The following is a 15368-nucleotide window of genomic DNA, read 5'->3' as shown; positions in this document are numbered from 1 at the left end:
CCGCGAGCCCGGAATCGGGATGCGATGTCTTGATCGTTATGATTTCGTCATTCCGGGCGCGCGGCCCGGAACGAGGTAATTAGCGTTGCACCACGTCCTGGTTGCTGTGGTTGGAAGCTTGCTGCGGCCCGCGCGCGCCCATCGCGGCGACCTCCGTCTTGAGGAGGGCGCCGGGACGCACGCGCTGGAGACCGTTGACGATGATGCGGTCACCGGGCTTCAGCCCCGCGGTAACGATACGCAGGCCGTCGACGGCGCCGCCCAGCGTGATCGGCCGGTAGACCGCGCGGCTGTCGTCGCCGACCGCCATCACGAACTTCTTGTCCTGGTCGGTGCCGATCGCGCGCTCGTCGATCATCACCAGCGTCTGCTGCTTCGGCTGGCCCATGCGGACGCGGGCGAACTGGCCGGGGATGAGACGCCCATCCTCGTTCTGGAACACCGCGCGGACGCGGATGGTGCCGCTCTGGCCGTTGACCTGGTTGTCGATGAGCTGGATGTGGCCCTTCGCCGAGAGACCACCGGATGTCGTCATTTCCACCGGGATCTGGTCGAGCTTGCCGCGCTTGCCGGAGGCATCGGCGATCGAGTTCAGCGCGCGCAGCACGACCTCTTCATCCGCATCGAACGAGGCGTAGATCGGGTTGACCGAGACCAGCGAAGTCAGGACCGGGGAGGCGGTGCCGGCGGCGACGAGGTTGCCGACGGTGATCTCGAACTTGCCGACGCGGCCATCCACCGGCGCGCGCACTTCGGTGTAGTCGAGATTGAGCTTTGCTGTCTGGAGCGTCGCTTCGGCCGCCTTTACATTGGCGATCGCTTCACGATTGGCGTTATCGCGCTGGTCGTAATCGCGCCGCGTGACGACGGCATTGCCAACCAGCTGCGCGCCGCGCTCAAGCTCGCTTTGGGTGAACACGACGCGCGCCTTGGCCGCCTCGAGCTGGGCGTTGGCCTTGTCGACCTCGGCTGCGTAAGGCGCCGGATCGATCTTGAATAGCACGTCGCCGGCTTTCACCAGCGCGCCTTCGGTGAAGTTGGTCGCAAGGATTGCACCGGCCACGCGCGGGCGAAGCTCGACGCGGTTGATGGCCTCGAGCCGGCCGGAGAAATCGTCCCACAACACGGTCTGCTTCGGCTCGATCATCGCGACGGTGACGGAGACGGCCTGCTCGGCAGCGGCGGTCGTTGCCGTGGCCTGGGCTGCATGGAAGTAGTGGCCGGTCGCGATCGAGCCGGCCACGGCGAGGGCGCCCACGATGGCGACGCCGCCGAGAAGGCGGCGGAAACGGCCGGTGCGGGGGGAGTTTTGCGAGGGATGCATTTGCGCGCTCCAGATATGTAGTGTTCACTACAGATGTGGAGCTGGATGTCGCAGTGCAAGATACTTATGTACCATTCACTAAGAAAATTGTAGCGGCATACCGCAAGAATTGGAAGAGCGCAGAAATATAAAGGTAGAACAAATAGATAGGATTTGACGTTAAGCCTCAGGCAGAACGTGAATTCCGAGGAGACAGGCACATGGGCATGGGACGCCCCCGCGAATTCGACGCCGAAACGGCGTTGGACCAGGCGATGGAAGTGTTTTGGCGCCATGGATATGAGGGCGCCACCATCGCCCAGCTCACCGAGGCCATGGGCATCAATCCCCCGAGCCTCTACGCCTGCTTCGGCAACAAGGAAGGCCTGCTGAAGGCCGCGCTCGACCGCTACACCAAACTCCGCGGCGTCTGGATGGATGAGGTGGTCGCCGCACCCACCGCCCGCGACGTTGCCGAGCGGATGCTGATGGGCATCGCCGACAAGCAGACCGATCCCGCCAATCCGCCCGGATGCCTGCTCGTGCAGGGCGGCATCGCCTGCGGCACCGGCTCCGAGAACGTCCCCTTCGAGCTCGCCGCCCGCCGCGCCGAGAACGAAGAACAGCTCCGCGAGCGTTTTGTTCGCGCCAAGGCCGAAGGCGACCTCAAGCCGAGCTCCGATCCCGCCGCGCTCGCGCGCTATGTCTCGGCGGTATCCGTCGGTATGGGCGTGATGGCGTCCTCAGGCTCGGATCGCGAGGCGTTGCGGCAGGTGGCGATCGTGGCCGTGCAGGCGGTGGAAGCGCAGTCAGCCGACAGAACGTAATAGTGTTGTCGGTCTCCGATATCTCACCGATTACATTGCAGGCAGCCCCGGCGGCGGGACGAAGCCGCCATACTCGCGTTCGATCAACCCCGCCAGCGCAATCGTCGTCCGATCCTCGAGATAAGGCCCGATGATCTGGACGCCGACCGGCAGGCCCGACGGCGTGCGCTCGATCGGAACGGCGGTCGCAGGGAGTCCGCAGGTCGAAGCGGGGTCGGCCCAGATGAAGCACGCGTCGGAGTAGTTGTAGAGCTTTCCGTCGATGTCCAATTGCCGCGCGTCGAACGGCTCGGACTGGTCCTGTGAAAACGCCGGCACGGCAGCGGCCGGATAGATCACCGCGTCGAAGTCGCGGAAGAACTGGTGCCACTTCTGTTGCAACTGCAGGCGGGCCGCGTCCATCGCGAGCCACTCGCGATGGATCATGCCCCAGCCGCGGGCACGCTCGGCCTGCAGGCTGCGGTCGTCGTGGGCGAGTGCGGCGGCAAGTCCTTGCGCTTCCGCGAGTGCGGCCGGTGTCAGGCGCGGACTCCTCGCGGCGTTCAACAACTTCATGTAGAGCCGCGCGGAGTCGGCGAGATCGGGCAGCGATGCGCTCGCGCGCGCAACTTTTGCGCCGGATCGTTCGAGCCGTTCCGCCAATCGTCCAATGGCCGAACGCACCGCGTCTCCCGTCGGCATCAGCGGATGGGTATCGATCACGAGGATCCTGAAGTCCCCGAGCTGGTCATGGCGCGGGGCAGGCAGCGCAAGGCGATAGCCGATTCCATCGCGCGTCTCGTCCGGGCCGGCAATTACGTCGAGCGACAATGCCAGGTCCGAGGCGTAGCGCGTCATCGGGCCAATGACAGCCAGATCACCCTGGCCCGGGACAGGCGGAGCCGGCGGCAGGCTGTAGCCGCGCAGCGGGACCAGGCCGAGGCTCGGCTTGTGTCCGAACACACCGCAGAAATGCGCGGGCACCCGGATCGAGCCGCCGATGTCCGAGCCGATCGAGAGCGGACCGAAACCCGCCGCCAGCGCCGCGCCCGATCCGCCCGAGGAGCCGCCGGGGGAACGGCCGAGGTCCCACGGGTTGTTCGTCGTCCCGTGGATATCGTTGTAGCTCTGGAAATCCCTGAGACCGATCGGGATATTGGTCTTGCCGATGATGACGGCGCCGGCCGCCTTCAACCGCGAGACGACAAGGGCATCTTCCGCGGGCTGGAAGTCTTTGAAGTGCGGAAAGCCCCATGTCGTCGGGAGGCCGGCGACGTTGAACGGTTCTTTCAAGGTCACGGGAATGCCGAGCAACGGCAGCCGCTCGCCGCGGCCAAGCGCGGCATCGGCGGCGCGTGCAGCCTCTCTCGCACGATCGAAATCGGGAACGATGATTGCGTTGATCGGCCCGTCCAGGGCCTCGATGCGCGCGATCGTATGCGCGAGCAATTCCGACGCAGAAAGCTTGCGCGCGTGGAGGGCGCTCAGCAGTGCGCTGATCGAGCCGTAGTCCAGGTCAGCGGCGTCTGCGGTCATCACGAGCTCCGTTGTATCACCCTCCCGGCAAACCGATCCGGGCGCCGAACATGCAATTTTGGAAGCGGGATGAGGAGGCGGCGCAACGGGAACCAGATCTGCCCGCCGGTCGGGGCGGCTCTGGGGATGCCGACGCCTCCATAGCGTCATGGCCGGGCTCGTCCCGGCCATCCACGCCTTGCCACGCAGCACGGAGACCGTGGATGCCCGGGCCTTCGCCTCGCCGAAGCGGCTTCGGCCGCGCAGGCGGGACAAGCCCGGGCATGACGACCCTCGTGGCTCTGACATCGGTGTCAGAGCGTCTGTAGTTCAACCAGGAGGAAAACTCAGGAAGCTTCTTTCAGCACCGGCGAAGCAGATTCCTCCGCCTTGAGCTCCTCGAGGCTGCGATGTCGCGGCTCGATGCCCAGCGCCCAGACCGTGATGATCTGCACTACGAGCAAGCCAATCATCAGCGCCATGACGCCCGCCACGCCGCGCGACTCGAACAGCGAGACGACGAGGAACGGTGTGACGATCGTGGCGCCGCGTCCCAGCGTGTTGACGATGCCGGACGCACGCAGGCGTACCTCGGTCGGAAACAGCTCGGGGATGTAGATGCCGAACAGCAAGGCGACCAGCACGTAGATCGGCACCGTCAGCGCGAAGCCCACCGCTGGCAGCAGGATCGGGTCGGAGATCATGGGGTAGAGGATTCCCAGCGCCACCGTGATCAGGGACGCGCCGATGATGGTCGGCTTCCGGCCCCAGCGGTCGGCGGTCAACGCACCGATGGCCGAGCCGATCGGAGCGCCGAGCGCCATCAGCAGCGAATAGCCGAACGAGGTCGCGATCGAGAGGCCCTGCTTGACGAAGAACACGGGCAGCCAGGTCACGAAGCCGTAGAGCAGGGTGTTGATCGTGATGAGGCAGACGGCGCCCACGATCATCCGCGACAGCAAAGGCGCGGTGAACAGCGTGCCGAGATCGGCAGCGACCGGGGCTGACGTGACGGGCGCGGGGGCAGGCAGGGGCTGACCTTGCGCCGCCTCCTTCTCGATCGCCTGCATCAGTGCTTCCGCTTCCGCGGTGCGCCCCACCGCTTCCAGCCAGCGCGGGGATTCCGGCAGCGACTTGCGCATGTACCACACCACGAGCGCGCCGACGCCGCCGAGCACGAACATGGAGCGCCAGCCGAATTGCGGTACCAGCACGGAGGCGACCAATAGCGCCACGGGCAAACCCGTCACGACGCACACCGTGGTGAAGCCGAGCCATTTGCCGCGGGTGCGCGCGGGCACGAATTCCGTCATCGTCGAATAGCCGACGACGTTCTCCGCCCCGAGCCCGACACCCATGACGAAGCGGCAGGCGATCAGGAAGGCCATGTTCGGCGAGAATGCTGCCGCAAGGGACGCAACGCCGAAAAGCAGCAAATTGAATTGATAGGTGAAGCGGCGTCCGTAGCGGTCACCGAGAAAGCCGGTACCGAACGATCCCAGCATCATGCCGACGAAGGTCGCGGAGATGAAAACCGCGTTCTGGGCGAGGGTTGAAAAGCCGGTCTTCAGCGTCACGCTGAGCACGGTCCCGGCGATATAGATGTCGAAACCGTCGAAAAACATTCCGATGCCGATCAGCAGCATGATGCGGCGGTGGAATGGCCCGATCGGCAGCCGATCCAGACGGCTGCCCGCGTTCACCGATGACGACATATACGCTCTCCCTTGACTGTTATTCTGGTTGATGCGGCCCGCCTTCTCCGGGCGGTCGGCCGCTTGTCGCTTTTGTTAGTTCAGTCGCTTTTGGTTGGCCGTGTCGCGATACCAGTCGAACGGCTGCTCGTGGGTCGCGACCATCACGCTCTTGGTGTTGAAGTGGTCGTTGAAGCTTTCGGTGCCGCATTCGCGGCCGATGCCGGAGTCGTCGACGCCGCCCCAGGGCGATGCCGGATCAAGCCGGTGGTGATCGTTGATCCAGACGATGCCGGCCTTGACCGAGGCGGCAACACGGTGCGCGCGGGCGACGTCGCGGGTACGGATGGCTGCGGCGAGGCCGAACGGCGAGTCGTTGGCGAGCCGGAGCGCATCCGCCTCGTCCTTGAACGGCGTCACCGAGGTGAAGGGACCAAACACCTCCTCCTGGAAGATACGCATGTCGGATTTGACGTCGGCGAAAACGGTCGGCTCGACGAAATAGCCGTTCTCGTGGCCCGGCACCTTCGCGGCAACACCGCCGGTGACGAGACGCGCACCGTCTGCGTGACCATAGCCCGCATAGGTGAGAACGCGGTCGCGCTGCTTGGCTGAGATCACGGGACCCATCTGGGTGCCAGGATCGAAGGGATCGCCGACGCGGATCGTGCGGGTCTTGGCCTGCAGCTTCTCGACGAATTCGTCGTAGATCGAGGCCTGGACGATGTGGCGCGAGGCGCAGACGCAGGTCTGGCCAGCGCCGATGAAGGCGCCGAACGCGGCGTAGTTCACTGCACGGTCGACGTCGAAATCGTCGAACACCATCACCGGCGTCTTGCCGCCGAGCTCCATGGTCTGATGCGCAAACACCTTTGCGGCTGCGCTGCCGGCGATGCGGCCGGCCTCGGTACCGCCGGTCAGGACCAGCTTGTTGATGTCGCCATGCTCGGCGAGCATCTTGCCGGCGCTCTGGCCGAGGCCGAGCACAATGTTGAAGACGCCGGGCGGAAGGCCCGCTTCGGTGAAGATCTGCGCGAGCTTCAATGTGGTCAGCGGCGTGTATTCCGACGGCTTGACCACGGTGACGCAGCCGGTCGCCAGCACCACGGCGAGCGACTTGCACAGGATCATCAGCGGATGGTTGAACGGCGTGCAATTGGCGACGATGCCGATCGGGGTGCGGAGCGTGTAGTTCAGGTACGCGCCTTCGACGGGGATCACGGAGTCGCGGCGCGACAGCGCGACGCCGGCGAAGTAGCGGAAGAAATCGGGCAGGCGGGAGAGCTGGGCGCGGGTCTCGTTGACCGGGCGGCCGTTGTTGAGGGTCTCCAGCCGGTACAGGCTGTCGAGATTGGCCTCGAACGCATCGGCGAGCTTATTCACCAGCCGAGCACGCGCGCGCGTGTCCATGCCGCCCCAGGCCTTGCCTTCGAATGCGGCGCGCGCACTTTTCATGGCGCGGTCGATGTCCTCGGCGGTCGAATTGGGGATGCGGGCGATCACGTCGCCGGTCGCGGGATTGCGGACGTCAAGCATTGCGCCGGCGCCGGCTTCGACTTCACGCCCATCGATGAAATTGCCGTGGATTTCGACGTCGATCGACGCGGCTTTTGACGGAATGTTCATGATGACCTCTCTTCGACGATGACGGCGTTACGCTTGAGCGCCGGCAGAACGCGTTTTTCGGTGGCCCCGATATGAGCCTTGATGATGCGCGCGGCGGTTCGCGTCTCGCGGCTCTGCATGGCGTCGATCAGGGCGACGTGCTCGGCAACGAGCTTCGCCGGATCGTGGCCCTTCAGATTGGAGATGCTGACGCGGACGAGGCGATCGGCCTGGCCGATCAGGTCGCACAGCGCCGTGGCCATGCGGCGATTGCCGGAGGCATGCGCCAGCGCGGTGTGGAAGCCGCGATTGTAGGCGATGAAGTCTTCGTGGTTGCCGGAGAAGCGGCGGAATTCGTCGAGCGACTTCAGGACGCTGTCGGGTGCGCTCTCGATTGCCTCGGTGACGCAGGCCGGCTCCAGCGCAAGACGGAAGCGCAGGAGGTCGCGGGCGTCCGACAGCGAGATCGGGGTGACCCGATAGCCCTGGCGCGGCTGCACCGTCACGAGGTGCTCGCGCTGCAGCCTCAGAAGCGCATCCCGGACCGGTTGGCGGCTCACCGAATAGCGTTCGGCCAGATCCTGCTCCCGCATTTCATCGCCCGGAGCGAAGCGACAAGCTAAAATATCAGATCTGAGGAGATCGTAGATGTTTTCGCGTAAAAGAATCATTATTAGGGACCTCGTTGACCATAATCTGGCAAGTCTGATATTTCACGTCAAGTGCCAAATGCTTGAATTCCCTGACAGTTGATTTATCAATCGGGAGCCTTCAAGGCACGCGAACGGGTGTGATCCCGCCGACGAAGTTAAGGAAAGACCGGACATGGACAGGCTCTTTGCCAACGGGACCGTCAACGCCGCGCAATCGGGCGAGGGGCCGCCGCTGTTTCTCTTCCACTCGCTGTTGTCGGACCGCGCGAGCTTCGATGCGATCGTGCCCGAGCTTCAGGCGTCGTTTCGGACCATCGTGCCGGAGCTGCCGGGCTTCGGCCGCTCGCGCGCGGTGGAAGGCGGCCTTGCCGCGGTCGCAGACCGGATGGCCGAGGCTGTGAAGGACGCCGCCGGCGGGGCGCCGGCGATCGTGCTCGGCAATGGCTATGGCGGGTTCGTGGCCTTGCAGATGGCGATCCGGCATCCGGAGATCGCCAGCAGGCTCATTCTCGCCGACAGTGGCGCGGCGTTCTCGGAGCCTGGCCGCGAGGCGTTTCGCAACATGGCGAAAGTCTCGCGCGAAAAGGGATTGGAGGCCATCACGGACGTGGCGATGCGGCGCCTGTTCGCGCCCGAATTTCAGGCGCAACATCCTGAGCTGATGCAGGATCGTCGCGCGGCGTTTCTGCGGACGGACCTCGATGTGTTTCGCGCTGCGTGCGATGCGCTGGCTGGCCTCGATCTCCGCGCCGAGCTTGCCGCGGTCAAAATTCCGGTCCTCGTCATGGTCGGCGAGCACGACGAAGCGACGCCTCCGCCGATGTCGCATGAGCTGGCCGCCGGATTGCCGCGCGCCGAACTCAAGATCCTCAAGGGTTGCGCCCACGTGCCGCAGCTTCAATCGCCGTGGCAGTTTCTCGAAGCTCTCGAGGGTTTCTTGCTCTGATTGGCGCCAGGGCCGGGGCGAGCACCGCGTTCGAAACGGCGATGCCTTCCGAACGGTTAATCGACCGGCGCGGCGGCGAATTCACGATTTGGGATCATGCCATCGTGCGCCTGTTTTGCCCGACGCGTCAAACGTCCTCGTAGGCAAGGCTCGCGCCGTGCGGCGCGAAATTCTTCAATGATTTGTACTGTGCATGGGGTTGTTTTCGCATTTTTTATCGGAACACCCCCAGGTAGCGAGGACGAGTGCAGTCGCCGTCCGCATTGAAGCGGACCTCCTAAGAGTTTTTACACACAGTTCTGGCACGCTCCCGCGCGCCAATATCCGCAACTTGCATCGTCGCGTCTCATTGCGCGCACGAAAAGACGGGACCCGCGGGCATCGAGGGGGCGTGAGCCATGACTGCACTTGCTTCGGACGCCGGTCGCGCGAGGGGTGGAATCGTGCCGATCCTGCTGTGCGTCGTGCCCTTCAGCCAGATTCCACTGGATGCCTATACGCCGGGCCTGCCGCAGATGGTGGTCGATCTCGCCACCGATTCCGCCTCGATGCAGAACACCGTCACCGCCTACATGCTCGGCATGAGCCTGGCGCTGGTGCCGGTCGGCATCGCCTCCGATACGCTCGGCCGCCGCAACGTCCTGCTCGCCGGCCTCTCTGTCCTGATTGCGATGAGCATCGCCTGCGCGCTCGCCACCAGCGCATCGCTGCTGCTTGCGCTGCGCTTCCTGCAAGGCATCGGCGGCTGCACCTGCCTCGTCGTCGCCTATGCGGTTGCGGCTGACTGTTTTCGCGGCCGCGAGCTCACGGCGATCTCCGGCCTGCTTGGTGCTGCCTGGGGGCTTGCACCCGTGCTCGCGCCGGCGGCCGGCGGCTTCATCGTCGAGCTGACGTCCTGGCGCGGAGTCTTCGTCATCATCGCCATCGCCGCGGCCATCGTCGCCGCGATCGTCGTATTTCTTCTGCCCGAGACGTTGCCGGCTGATCGGCGCGCGCCGTTCGATCCGCGCCGCACCGCCGGTATTCTGCGCGAGGCACTTGTCCGTCCGGGCTTCCTGGCCTTCGTGCTGGTCTTCGCGGCGGCGGCGAGCGCGCAACTGGCGTTCGGCGTCGTCGCGCCGTTCTTCTACCAGACCGGCCTCGGTTATTCGGCGGCCATCTACGGCCTCGTCGCGCTCGGCCTTGGCGGCGTCAATCTCGCCGGTGAGCTCGGCTGCGCGCATTTCGCGCGCTTCATGCCGGCCCGCGTGATGGGCTTTGGTGCGTTCGCACTGTTTCTCGCCGGCGCTGTAGTCCTGACCGCGACCGGCATGACCGTGGGTCTCGATTTTGCGTCGATCACGATCGGCGGTGCGCTGGTGCTCGGTGGCTGCGGCGTGCTGTGCCCGATGATGTACGGCATGGCGCTCGGCCTGTTCGAGCGCGACCACGGCCTGATCGGCGGTCTCATCAGCGCGCTCTGCTATCTCGCGGTCAGCGGCGCCATGGCGATCGCGGCAGTGCTGCCCGAAGCCACGCAGGCGCCGATCGGCTGGCTCTATCTCGGCCTCTGCGCCGTCGCAGGCGTGCTGCTTGCGATCTCGCTGCCGTCGGCGCGGCAGGCCACACAGACCTAAGGAAGGAACCAATTCATGACCACCGTTGGTATTCGCGGCACGTTCTTCGACTTCGTCGACGATCCCTGGAAGCACATCGGCAACGAGCAGGCCGCCGCGCGCTTTCACCAGGACGGCCTCATGGTCGTCACGGACGGCGTCATCAAGGCGTTCGGTCCTCATGACAAGATCGCCGCCGCGCATCCGGGCGTCGAGGTCACCCATATCAAGGACCGCATCATCGTCCCGGGTTTCATCGACGGCCACATCCATCTGCCGCAGACCCGCGTGCTCGGCGCCTATGGCGAGCAACTGCTGCCGTGGCTGCAGAAGTCGATCTACCCCGAGGAGATCAAGTACAAGGATCGCAACTACGCGCGCGAGGGCGTGAAGCGTTTTCTCGACGCTCTGCTCGCCGCCGGCACCACCACCTGCCAGGCCTTCACCAGCTCCTCGCCGGTCGCGACCGAAGAGCTGTTCGAGGAAGCGGCCCGCCGCAACATGCGCGTGATCGCGGGCCTCACCGGGATCGACCGCAACGCGCCGGCCGAATTCATCGATACGCCCGAAAACTTCTATCGCGACAGCAAGCGTCTGATCGCGCAGTACCACAACAAGGGCCGCAACCTCTACGCCATCACGCCTCGTTTCGCCTTCGGCGCTTCGCCGGACCTGCTCAAGGCGTGTCAGCGCCTCAAGCACGAGCATCCCGACTGCTGGGTCAACACCCACATCTCCGAGAACCCGGCCGAGTGCAGCGGCGTGCTGGTCGAGCATCCGGACTGCCAGGACTATCTCGGCGTCTACGAGAAGTTCGACCTGGTCGGTCCGAAATTCTCCGGCGGCCACGGCGTCTATCTCTCGAACAACGAGTTCCGCCGCATGTCGAAGAAGGGCGCCGCGGTCGTGTTCTGCCCGTGCTCGAACCTGTTCCTCGGCAGCGGCCTGTTCCGCCTTGGCCGCGCCACCGATCCCGAGCATCGCGTGAAGATGTCGTTCGGTACCGACGTCGGCGGCGGCAATCGCTTCTCGATGATCTCCGTGCTCGATGACGCCTACAAGGTCGGCATGTGCAACAACACGATGCTCGACGGCAGCATCGACCCGGCGCGCAAGGATCTCGCGGAAGCCGAGCGCAACAAGCTCTCGCCCTATCGCGGCTTCTGGTCGGTCACGCTCGGTGGAGCCGAGGGCCTCTATATCGACGACAAGCTCGGCAATTTCGAGCCCGGCAAGGAAGCCGATTTTGTCGCGCTCGATCCGAATGGCGGCCAGCTGGCGCAACCCTGGCACCAGTCGCTGATCGCCGACGGTGCTGGTCCGCGCACGGTCGACGACGCCGCGAACATGCTGTTCGCCGTCATGATGGTCGGCGACGATCGCTGCGTCGACGAGACCTGGGTGATGGGCAAGCGTCTCTACAAGCAGAGCTGAAGCGGACGGTCGCGATGAGCGCATCTCCGGATCTAGCGGCCCAGGCGGTCGCCCTCGTCATCCAGCGCCGCATTGCCGACGACGGCTTTGCAGCGTTCGCGCGCTGGAACGGCGAGGTCGGCGAGGCGCTGAAGGCGTGGCCCGGCTTCCTCAGCCAGGAGGTCGTGCCGCCGCAGCCGCCGGCGCATGTGGACTGGGTGACCATCCTGCGTTTCGCGAACCCGGCCGCTGCCCGCGCCTGGCTTCAGAGCGATGTGCGGGCGCGACTGATCGCGGACGTGCAGCGCTTCTTCGTCGGGTCGGAGGACGTCCATATCCTTCCCGACACCGGCGTTCAGCGTGACAACGCGGTTTCTGCCGTGATCTCCTTCAAGGTGCCGGATGGACTCGAGGATGCGTTCCTCAAATGGCAGCAGCGCATCCAGGCCGCGGAGGCCGAGTTTAGGGGGTTCCTGCGCCACAAGATCGAGCGGCCTATCCCGGGCCTGCACGACGAATGGATCGTCATCCTGTCGTTCGACAGCGATGCCAATCTCAATGCGTGGCTGGACTCGCCGTTGCGGCAGACGCTGCTTAAAGAGGGCGAGCGCTTCAACGCCGGCATGAACGTGAAGCGGGCGAGCTATGGCTTCAATTTCTGGTTCCCAACCGGGAAGGCCCAGGCGCCGGAGCAGAGTGCGGGCCTGATCTGGAAGAGCAACTTGATCGTTCTTCTGGTGCTGTATCCCGTGGTCTACCTCTGGGGCTATTTCATCAGCGCGCCGCTGATCGACAGCCACGGCGTGCCGGTCTGGCTCTCGCTGTTCGTCGGTAATCTCGTCAGCACCCAGCTGCTCGGCTGGTGGCTGGTGCCGGCCGCCTTCAGAGCGCTCGACTGGTGGATCAAGCCGAAGGCGGCGCTCGGTCGCCAGATCGCGGGATACGCGCTGCTTGCCGCGCTCTATGCGGGCTCGATGGGCCTGTACGCGCTGCTGATCGCGTGGCATTGGGGGCGGTAAGGCCCGCTAGGGCGCCGCTGGATGCCTGACCACCATGTTCGCTCTGACGTTTCTCGGGACCTCGGCCAGCGTTCCCTCGGCGGAACGCAATCATCCGGCGCTCCTCGTGGAGGCTGCGGGCGAGCGCATCCTGGTTGATTGCGGCGAGGGCACGCAGCGCCAGTTGCTGCGCAGTGGCGCCGGCTTTCGGCGGCTCGATCGCATCCTGCTGACGCACGGTCATCTCGATCACGTGCTCGGCATCCCCGGTCTCTTCTCGACACTCGGCTTGCGGCAGAGCGCCGACGTGATGACCGTTCATGCAGGCCCGGGCACGCTCGATATCGTCGTTCGCATGCTCGCCGGCTTGTGGGGTGCGGGCAGGGCGCCGATCCCTGTGGCGTTCGCACCGCTGACCGAGGGGCAAGTCATCGATGCCGGCGACTTCACCATCGACTGCTTTCCGGTTCGCCACCGCGACACCGACAGCTTTGGCTTCTCCTTCCAAAGCCCGGCGCGTCGCCATCTCCTGCCCGAGCGCCTCGCGTCCCTCGGTGTCCCGGACGGACCGATACGCGGAGAGCTGGCCGCGGGACGGCCGGTCGTGATCGCCGATCGAACGATCGATCCCGAAGATGTTTTGGGGCTGCCGAGCGGCGGCCGGAAGCTCGTGGTGATCGGCGATACCGAGACCACCGATGGGCTATCCAAACATGTCGCTGACGCAGACATGCTGGTGATCGAGGCGACGTTCCTCGATCGCGACGCATCGACTGCACGGGATTACGGCCATCTCACTGCGGAAGAGGCGGCTGCATTTGCCGCCGCAAACAACGTCGGCCAACTCGTGCTGAATCATATGTCTGGGCGCTATCCGGACGACGAGATTCTGGCCGAGGCGACAAGGCTCTTTCCGAACACGCGGATCGCGGCGGATTTCGATCACATCGTGATCTAATCGCCGCGACCGCACTCAGCTCGTCAATCCCGACTTGATCGCGATATCCTGCACTTGGGCCGTCACCTGCATCAGGCGTGGCAGCGCCTGGTCGCGGAAGGCCGCCATGTCCATGCGTATCGCATCGACCGTGACGCTCAATCCCCCGATCACAAGGCCCTGCGCGTCGAAGATCGGCGTTGCCAGCGTGCGCAGGCCGTAGGCATTCTCGCCGTCGGAGACGGCATGGCCCTTCTTCTTCACCTGATCGAGCCGGGCGAGCAGGGCGTCGAGATCGGTCAGCGTTCGCTCCGACAGTTTTACGCGAGGACGCAACTCGAGCCGCTCGATCTGCTGGTCCCGTGGCAGATGTGCCAGCATGACATGGCCGAGCGCGGCGCTGTAGGCGGGAATGCGCGTGCCCGGCCGGCGGTCCATCTTGTGACGGTCGAGACCAGCACCAACGCGTGCGAGATAGACCACGTCGCCGCCATCGAGAATGCCGAGCGAGGCCGCATCGGCTACTGCCGGGACGAGGTCGCGCAGCAGCGGCTCGACGATCGGCCGCAACGAGCCGTGCGACAGCACGGCGTAGCCAAGGTCGAGGCAGGCGACGCCGAGACGGAACCGGCGGCTTTGCGGAACAGTCTGGAGATAGCCGAGCTCGGTCAGTGTTTGAATCAGGCGGAACGCGGTTCCGCGATCGAGATCGGCCCGTGCGGCAATCTCACTCAGGGTCAGCTCGAGGGCCTCGCCGCTGAAACTCTTGAGCACGGCGAAGGCCTTCCCGACGGAAGCGACGTAGTTCTTAGGGTTTTTCCGGGACGATTCCGATACGCGCTTTGCAGCCTTGGCCATGCTCCAATGTCCCGCCATGACAGCTGTGCCCTTGACGTCAGGCTGAGCTGATTTTACGACTGCATCAGCAAATAACAAATGTTCGCATTCCGAACAACATCGATTTGGCGATCGGAGGAAGTTTTGTCGACATTATCGCTGCACCCTCATGGCGTGTTCTCCGCCGCGCTGACGCCGCTCGATGCCGAGCTTGCGCCCGATCATGCGCGCTTCGTCGCGCATTGCCGCTACCTCCTGGATGAAGGCTGCGACGGCATCGCGATGCTCGGCACCACAGGGGAGGCGAACTCCTTCTCGGTCGCAGAACGTACCGCGCTGCTGGAGGCGGTGGTGGCTGCCGGCATTGCGCCGCGCCAGCTTCTGCCCGGCACCGGCGTTGCCGCGCTCAGCGATACCATCGCGCTCACGCGCCACGCGCTCTCCGTCGGCGTCGACACCGTCGTGATGCTGCCGCCGTTCTACTACAAGGGCGTCACCGACGACGGCGTCTACGCGTCCTACAGCGAAGTCGTGCAGCGCATCGGCGACAACAGGCTCAAGGTTGTGCTCTATCACATCCCGCAGATGTCGGCGCAACCGATCTCGCACGCGCTGATCGAGCGGCTGCGCGCGGTTTATCCGGCCACCTTCACCGGCATCAAGGACTCCTCGGGCGACTTCGCCAATATGACCGCGATGGTCGAGCGTTTCCCCGGCTTTTCGGTGCTGGTTGGAGCTGATCCGCTGCTGTTGCCGCTGCTGCGCAAGGGCGGCGCCGGTTGCATCACGGCGACCTCCAATCTCATTGCGCGCGATCTGGCCTATGTCTACAGGCACTTTGGCGATAGCGATGACGACGCGGCGCTGAAGGCAGCGCAGGCGCGCATCGTGAAGGCGCGCGAATTGGTGTCGCGCTTCCCGCAAATGCCGTCCCTGAAGGCGCTAACTGCCGAGCGTACCCGCCATGCCGGATGGCAGCGCCTGCGGCCGCCGCTCGAATCCTTGCCGTCGGCTCAAGTGAAAGAACTGCTTGCCGACGCTGCTGCATTCGCAGCTGCCGTCTAGC

At 65.0% G+C, this 15368-nt stretch carries 13 protein-coding genes; 7 read left to right on the top strand and 6 right to left on the bottom strand.

Annotated elements, in window-relative coordinates; translation table 11 throughout:
* Positions 1-79 precede the first annotated feature (79 nt).
* A complete protein-coding gene (locus tag JQ627_RS00655; RefSeq protein ID WP_212482244.1) occupies positions 80-1324 on the bottom strand; it encodes an efflux RND transporter periplasmic adaptor subunit in 1245 nt (414 codons plus the stop codon).
* Positions 1325-1524: 200 nt separating this feature from the next.
* On the opposite strand from JQ627_RS00655, the gene JQ627_RS00650 reads away from it, so the two are divergent.
* Positions 1525-2130: a TetR/AcrR family transcriptional regulator gene (locus JQ627_RS00650; RefSeq protein WP_212482243.1), complete on the top strand. Its 606-nt coding sequence runs from the start codon at positions 1525-1527 to the stop codon at positions 2128-2130.
* 30 nt (positions 2131-2160) lie between these two features.
* Here JQ627_RS00650 and JQ627_RS00645 read toward each other — a convergent pair whose 3' ends face one another.
* From JQ627_RS00645 to JQ627_RS00630, 4 genes are all read right to left on the bottom strand, one after another.
* Positions 2161-3645, bottom strand: a complete 1485-nt coding sequence (locus tag JQ627_RS00645; RefSeq protein WP_212482242.1) for an amidase — start codon at positions 3643-3645, stop codon at positions 2161-2163.
* Between the two features lie 326 nt (positions 3646-3971).
* Entirely contained in the window at positions 3972-5339 is a 1368-nt protein-coding gene (locus JQ627_RS00640; protein WP_212482241.1) for an MFS transporter, read from the bottom strand.
* A 75-nt stretch (positions 5340-5414) separates the two neighbouring features.
* Complete coding sequence (locus JQ627_RS00635) at positions 5415-6944, bottom strand: aldehyde dehydrogenase (protein WP_212482240.1); 1530 nt, start codon at positions 6942-6944, stop codon at positions 5415-5417.
* Positions 6941-7594: a GntR family transcriptional regulator gene (locus JQ627_RS00630; protein WP_212482239.1), complete on the bottom strand. Its 654-nt coding sequence runs from the start codon at positions 7592-7594 to the stop codon at positions 6941-6943. The genes JQ627_RS00635 and JQ627_RS00630 overlap by 4 nt, the downstream gene beginning before the upstream one ends.
* Positions 7595-7748: 154 nt before the next feature.
* Here JQ627_RS00630 and JQ627_RS00625 point away from each other — a divergent pair, with 154 nt between their 5' ends.
* From JQ627_RS00625 to rnz, 5 genes are all read left to right on the top strand, one after another.
* Entirely contained in the window at positions 7749-8522 is a 774-nt protein-coding gene (locus JQ627_RS00625; RefSeq protein ID WP_212482238.1) for an alpha/beta fold hydrolase, read from the top strand.
* A 398-nt stretch (positions 8523-8920) separates the two neighbouring features.
* A complete protein-coding gene (locus JQ627_RS00620) occupies positions 8921-10138 on the top strand; it encodes a multidrug effflux MFS transporter (RefSeq protein WP_212482237.1) in 1218 nt (405 codons plus the stop codon).
* 15 nt (positions 10139-10153) lie between these two features.
* The gene (guaD, locus tag JQ627_RS00615) at positions 10154-11551 is read left to right on the top strand and encodes a guanine deaminase (RefSeq protein WP_212482236.1); all 1398 of its coding nucleotides are present in this window, start codon (positions 10154-10156) and stop codon (positions 11549-11551) included.
* Positions 11552-11565: 14 nt separating this feature from the next.
* Complete coding sequence (locus tag JQ627_RS00610) at positions 11566-12549, top strand: antibiotic biosynthesis monooxygenase (RefSeq protein ID WP_212482235.1); 984 nt, start codon at positions 11566-11568, stop codon at positions 12547-12549.
* A 34-nt stretch (positions 12550-12583) separates the two neighbouring features.
* Complete coding sequence (gene rnz / locus JQ627_RS00605) at positions 12584-13486, top strand: ribonuclease Z (RefSeq protein WP_212482234.1); 903 nt, start codon at positions 12584-12586, stop codon at positions 13484-13486.
* Positions 13487-13501: 15 nt separating this feature from the next.
* Here rnz and JQ627_RS00600 read toward each other — a convergent pair whose 3' ends face one another.
* The gene (locus tag JQ627_RS00600) at positions 13502-14323 is read right to left on the bottom strand and encodes an IclR family transcriptional regulator (protein WP_212482233.1); all 822 of its coding nucleotides are present in this window, start codon (positions 14321-14323) and stop codon (positions 13502-13504) included.
* A 123-nt stretch (positions 14324-14446) separates the two neighbouring features.
* Here JQ627_RS00600 and JQ627_RS00595 point away from each other — a divergent pair, with 123 nt between their 5' ends.
* Positions 14447-15367: a dihydrodipicolinate synthase family protein gene (locus tag JQ627_RS00595; protein ID WP_212482232.1), complete on the top strand. Its 921-nt coding sequence runs from the start codon at positions 14447-14449 to the stop codon at positions 15365-15367.
* The last annotated feature ends 1 nt before the right edge of the window (position 15368 follow it).

The organism is Bradyrhizobium liaoningense (assembly GCF_018130785.1).
GTDB classification, from domain to species: domain Bacteria; phylum Pseudomonadota; class Alphaproteobacteria; order Rhizobiales; family Xanthobacteraceae; genus Bradyrhizobium; species Bradyrhizobium liaoningense_A.
This window is presented reverse-complemented; position numbering and strand designations above follow the sequence as displayed.

Excerpts from the sequence above, each read along its gene's own strand:
- JQ627_RS00655 (WP_212482244.1), bottom strand. The coding sequence starts at position 1,324 with ATGCATCCCTCGCAAAACTCCCCCCGCACCGGCCGTTTCCGCCGCCTT.
- JQ627_RS00650 (WP_212482243.1), top strand. The coding sequence starts at position 1,525 with ATGGGCATGGGACGCCCCCGCGAATTCGACGCCGAAACGGCGTTGGAC.
- JQ627_RS00645 (WP_212482242.1), bottom strand. The coding sequence starts at position 3,645 with ATGACCGCAGACGCCGCTGACCTGGACTACGGCTCGATCAGCGCACTG.
- JQ627_RS00640 (WP_212482241.1), bottom strand. The coding sequence starts at position 5,339 with ATGTCGTCATCGGTGAACGCGGGCAGCCGTCTGGATCGGCTGCCGATC.
- JQ627_RS00635 (WP_212482240.1), bottom strand. The coding sequence starts at position 6,944 with ATGAACATTCCGTCAAAAGCCGCGTCGATCGACGTCGAAATCCACGGC.
- JQ627_RS00630 (WP_212482239.1), bottom strand. The coding sequence starts at position 7,594 with ATGATTCTTTTACGCGAAAACATCTACGATCTCCTCAGATCTGATATT.
- JQ627_RS00625 (WP_212482238.1), top strand. The coding sequence starts at position 7,749 with ATGGACAGGCTCTTTGCCAACGGGACCGTCAACGCCGCGCAATCGGGC.
- JQ627_RS00620 (WP_212482237.1), top strand. The coding sequence starts at position 8,921 with ATGACTGCACTTGCTTCGGACGCCGGTCGCGCGAGGGGTGGAATCGTG.
- guaD (WP_212482236.1), top strand. The coding sequence starts at position 10,154 with ATGACCACCGTTGGTATTCGCGGCACGTTCTTCGACTTCGTCGACGAT.
- JQ627_RS00610 (WP_212482235.1), top strand. The coding sequence starts at position 11,566 with ATGAGCGCATCTCCGGATCTAGCGGCCCAGGCGGTCGCCCTCGTCATC.
- rnz (WP_212482234.1), top strand. The coding sequence starts at position 12,584 with ATGTTCGCTCTGACGTTTCTCGGGACCTCGGCCAGCGTTCCCTCGGCG.
- JQ627_RS00600 (WP_212482233.1), bottom strand. The coding sequence starts at position 14,323 with ATGGCCAAGGCTGCAAAGCGCGTATCGGAATCGTCCCGGAAAAACCCT.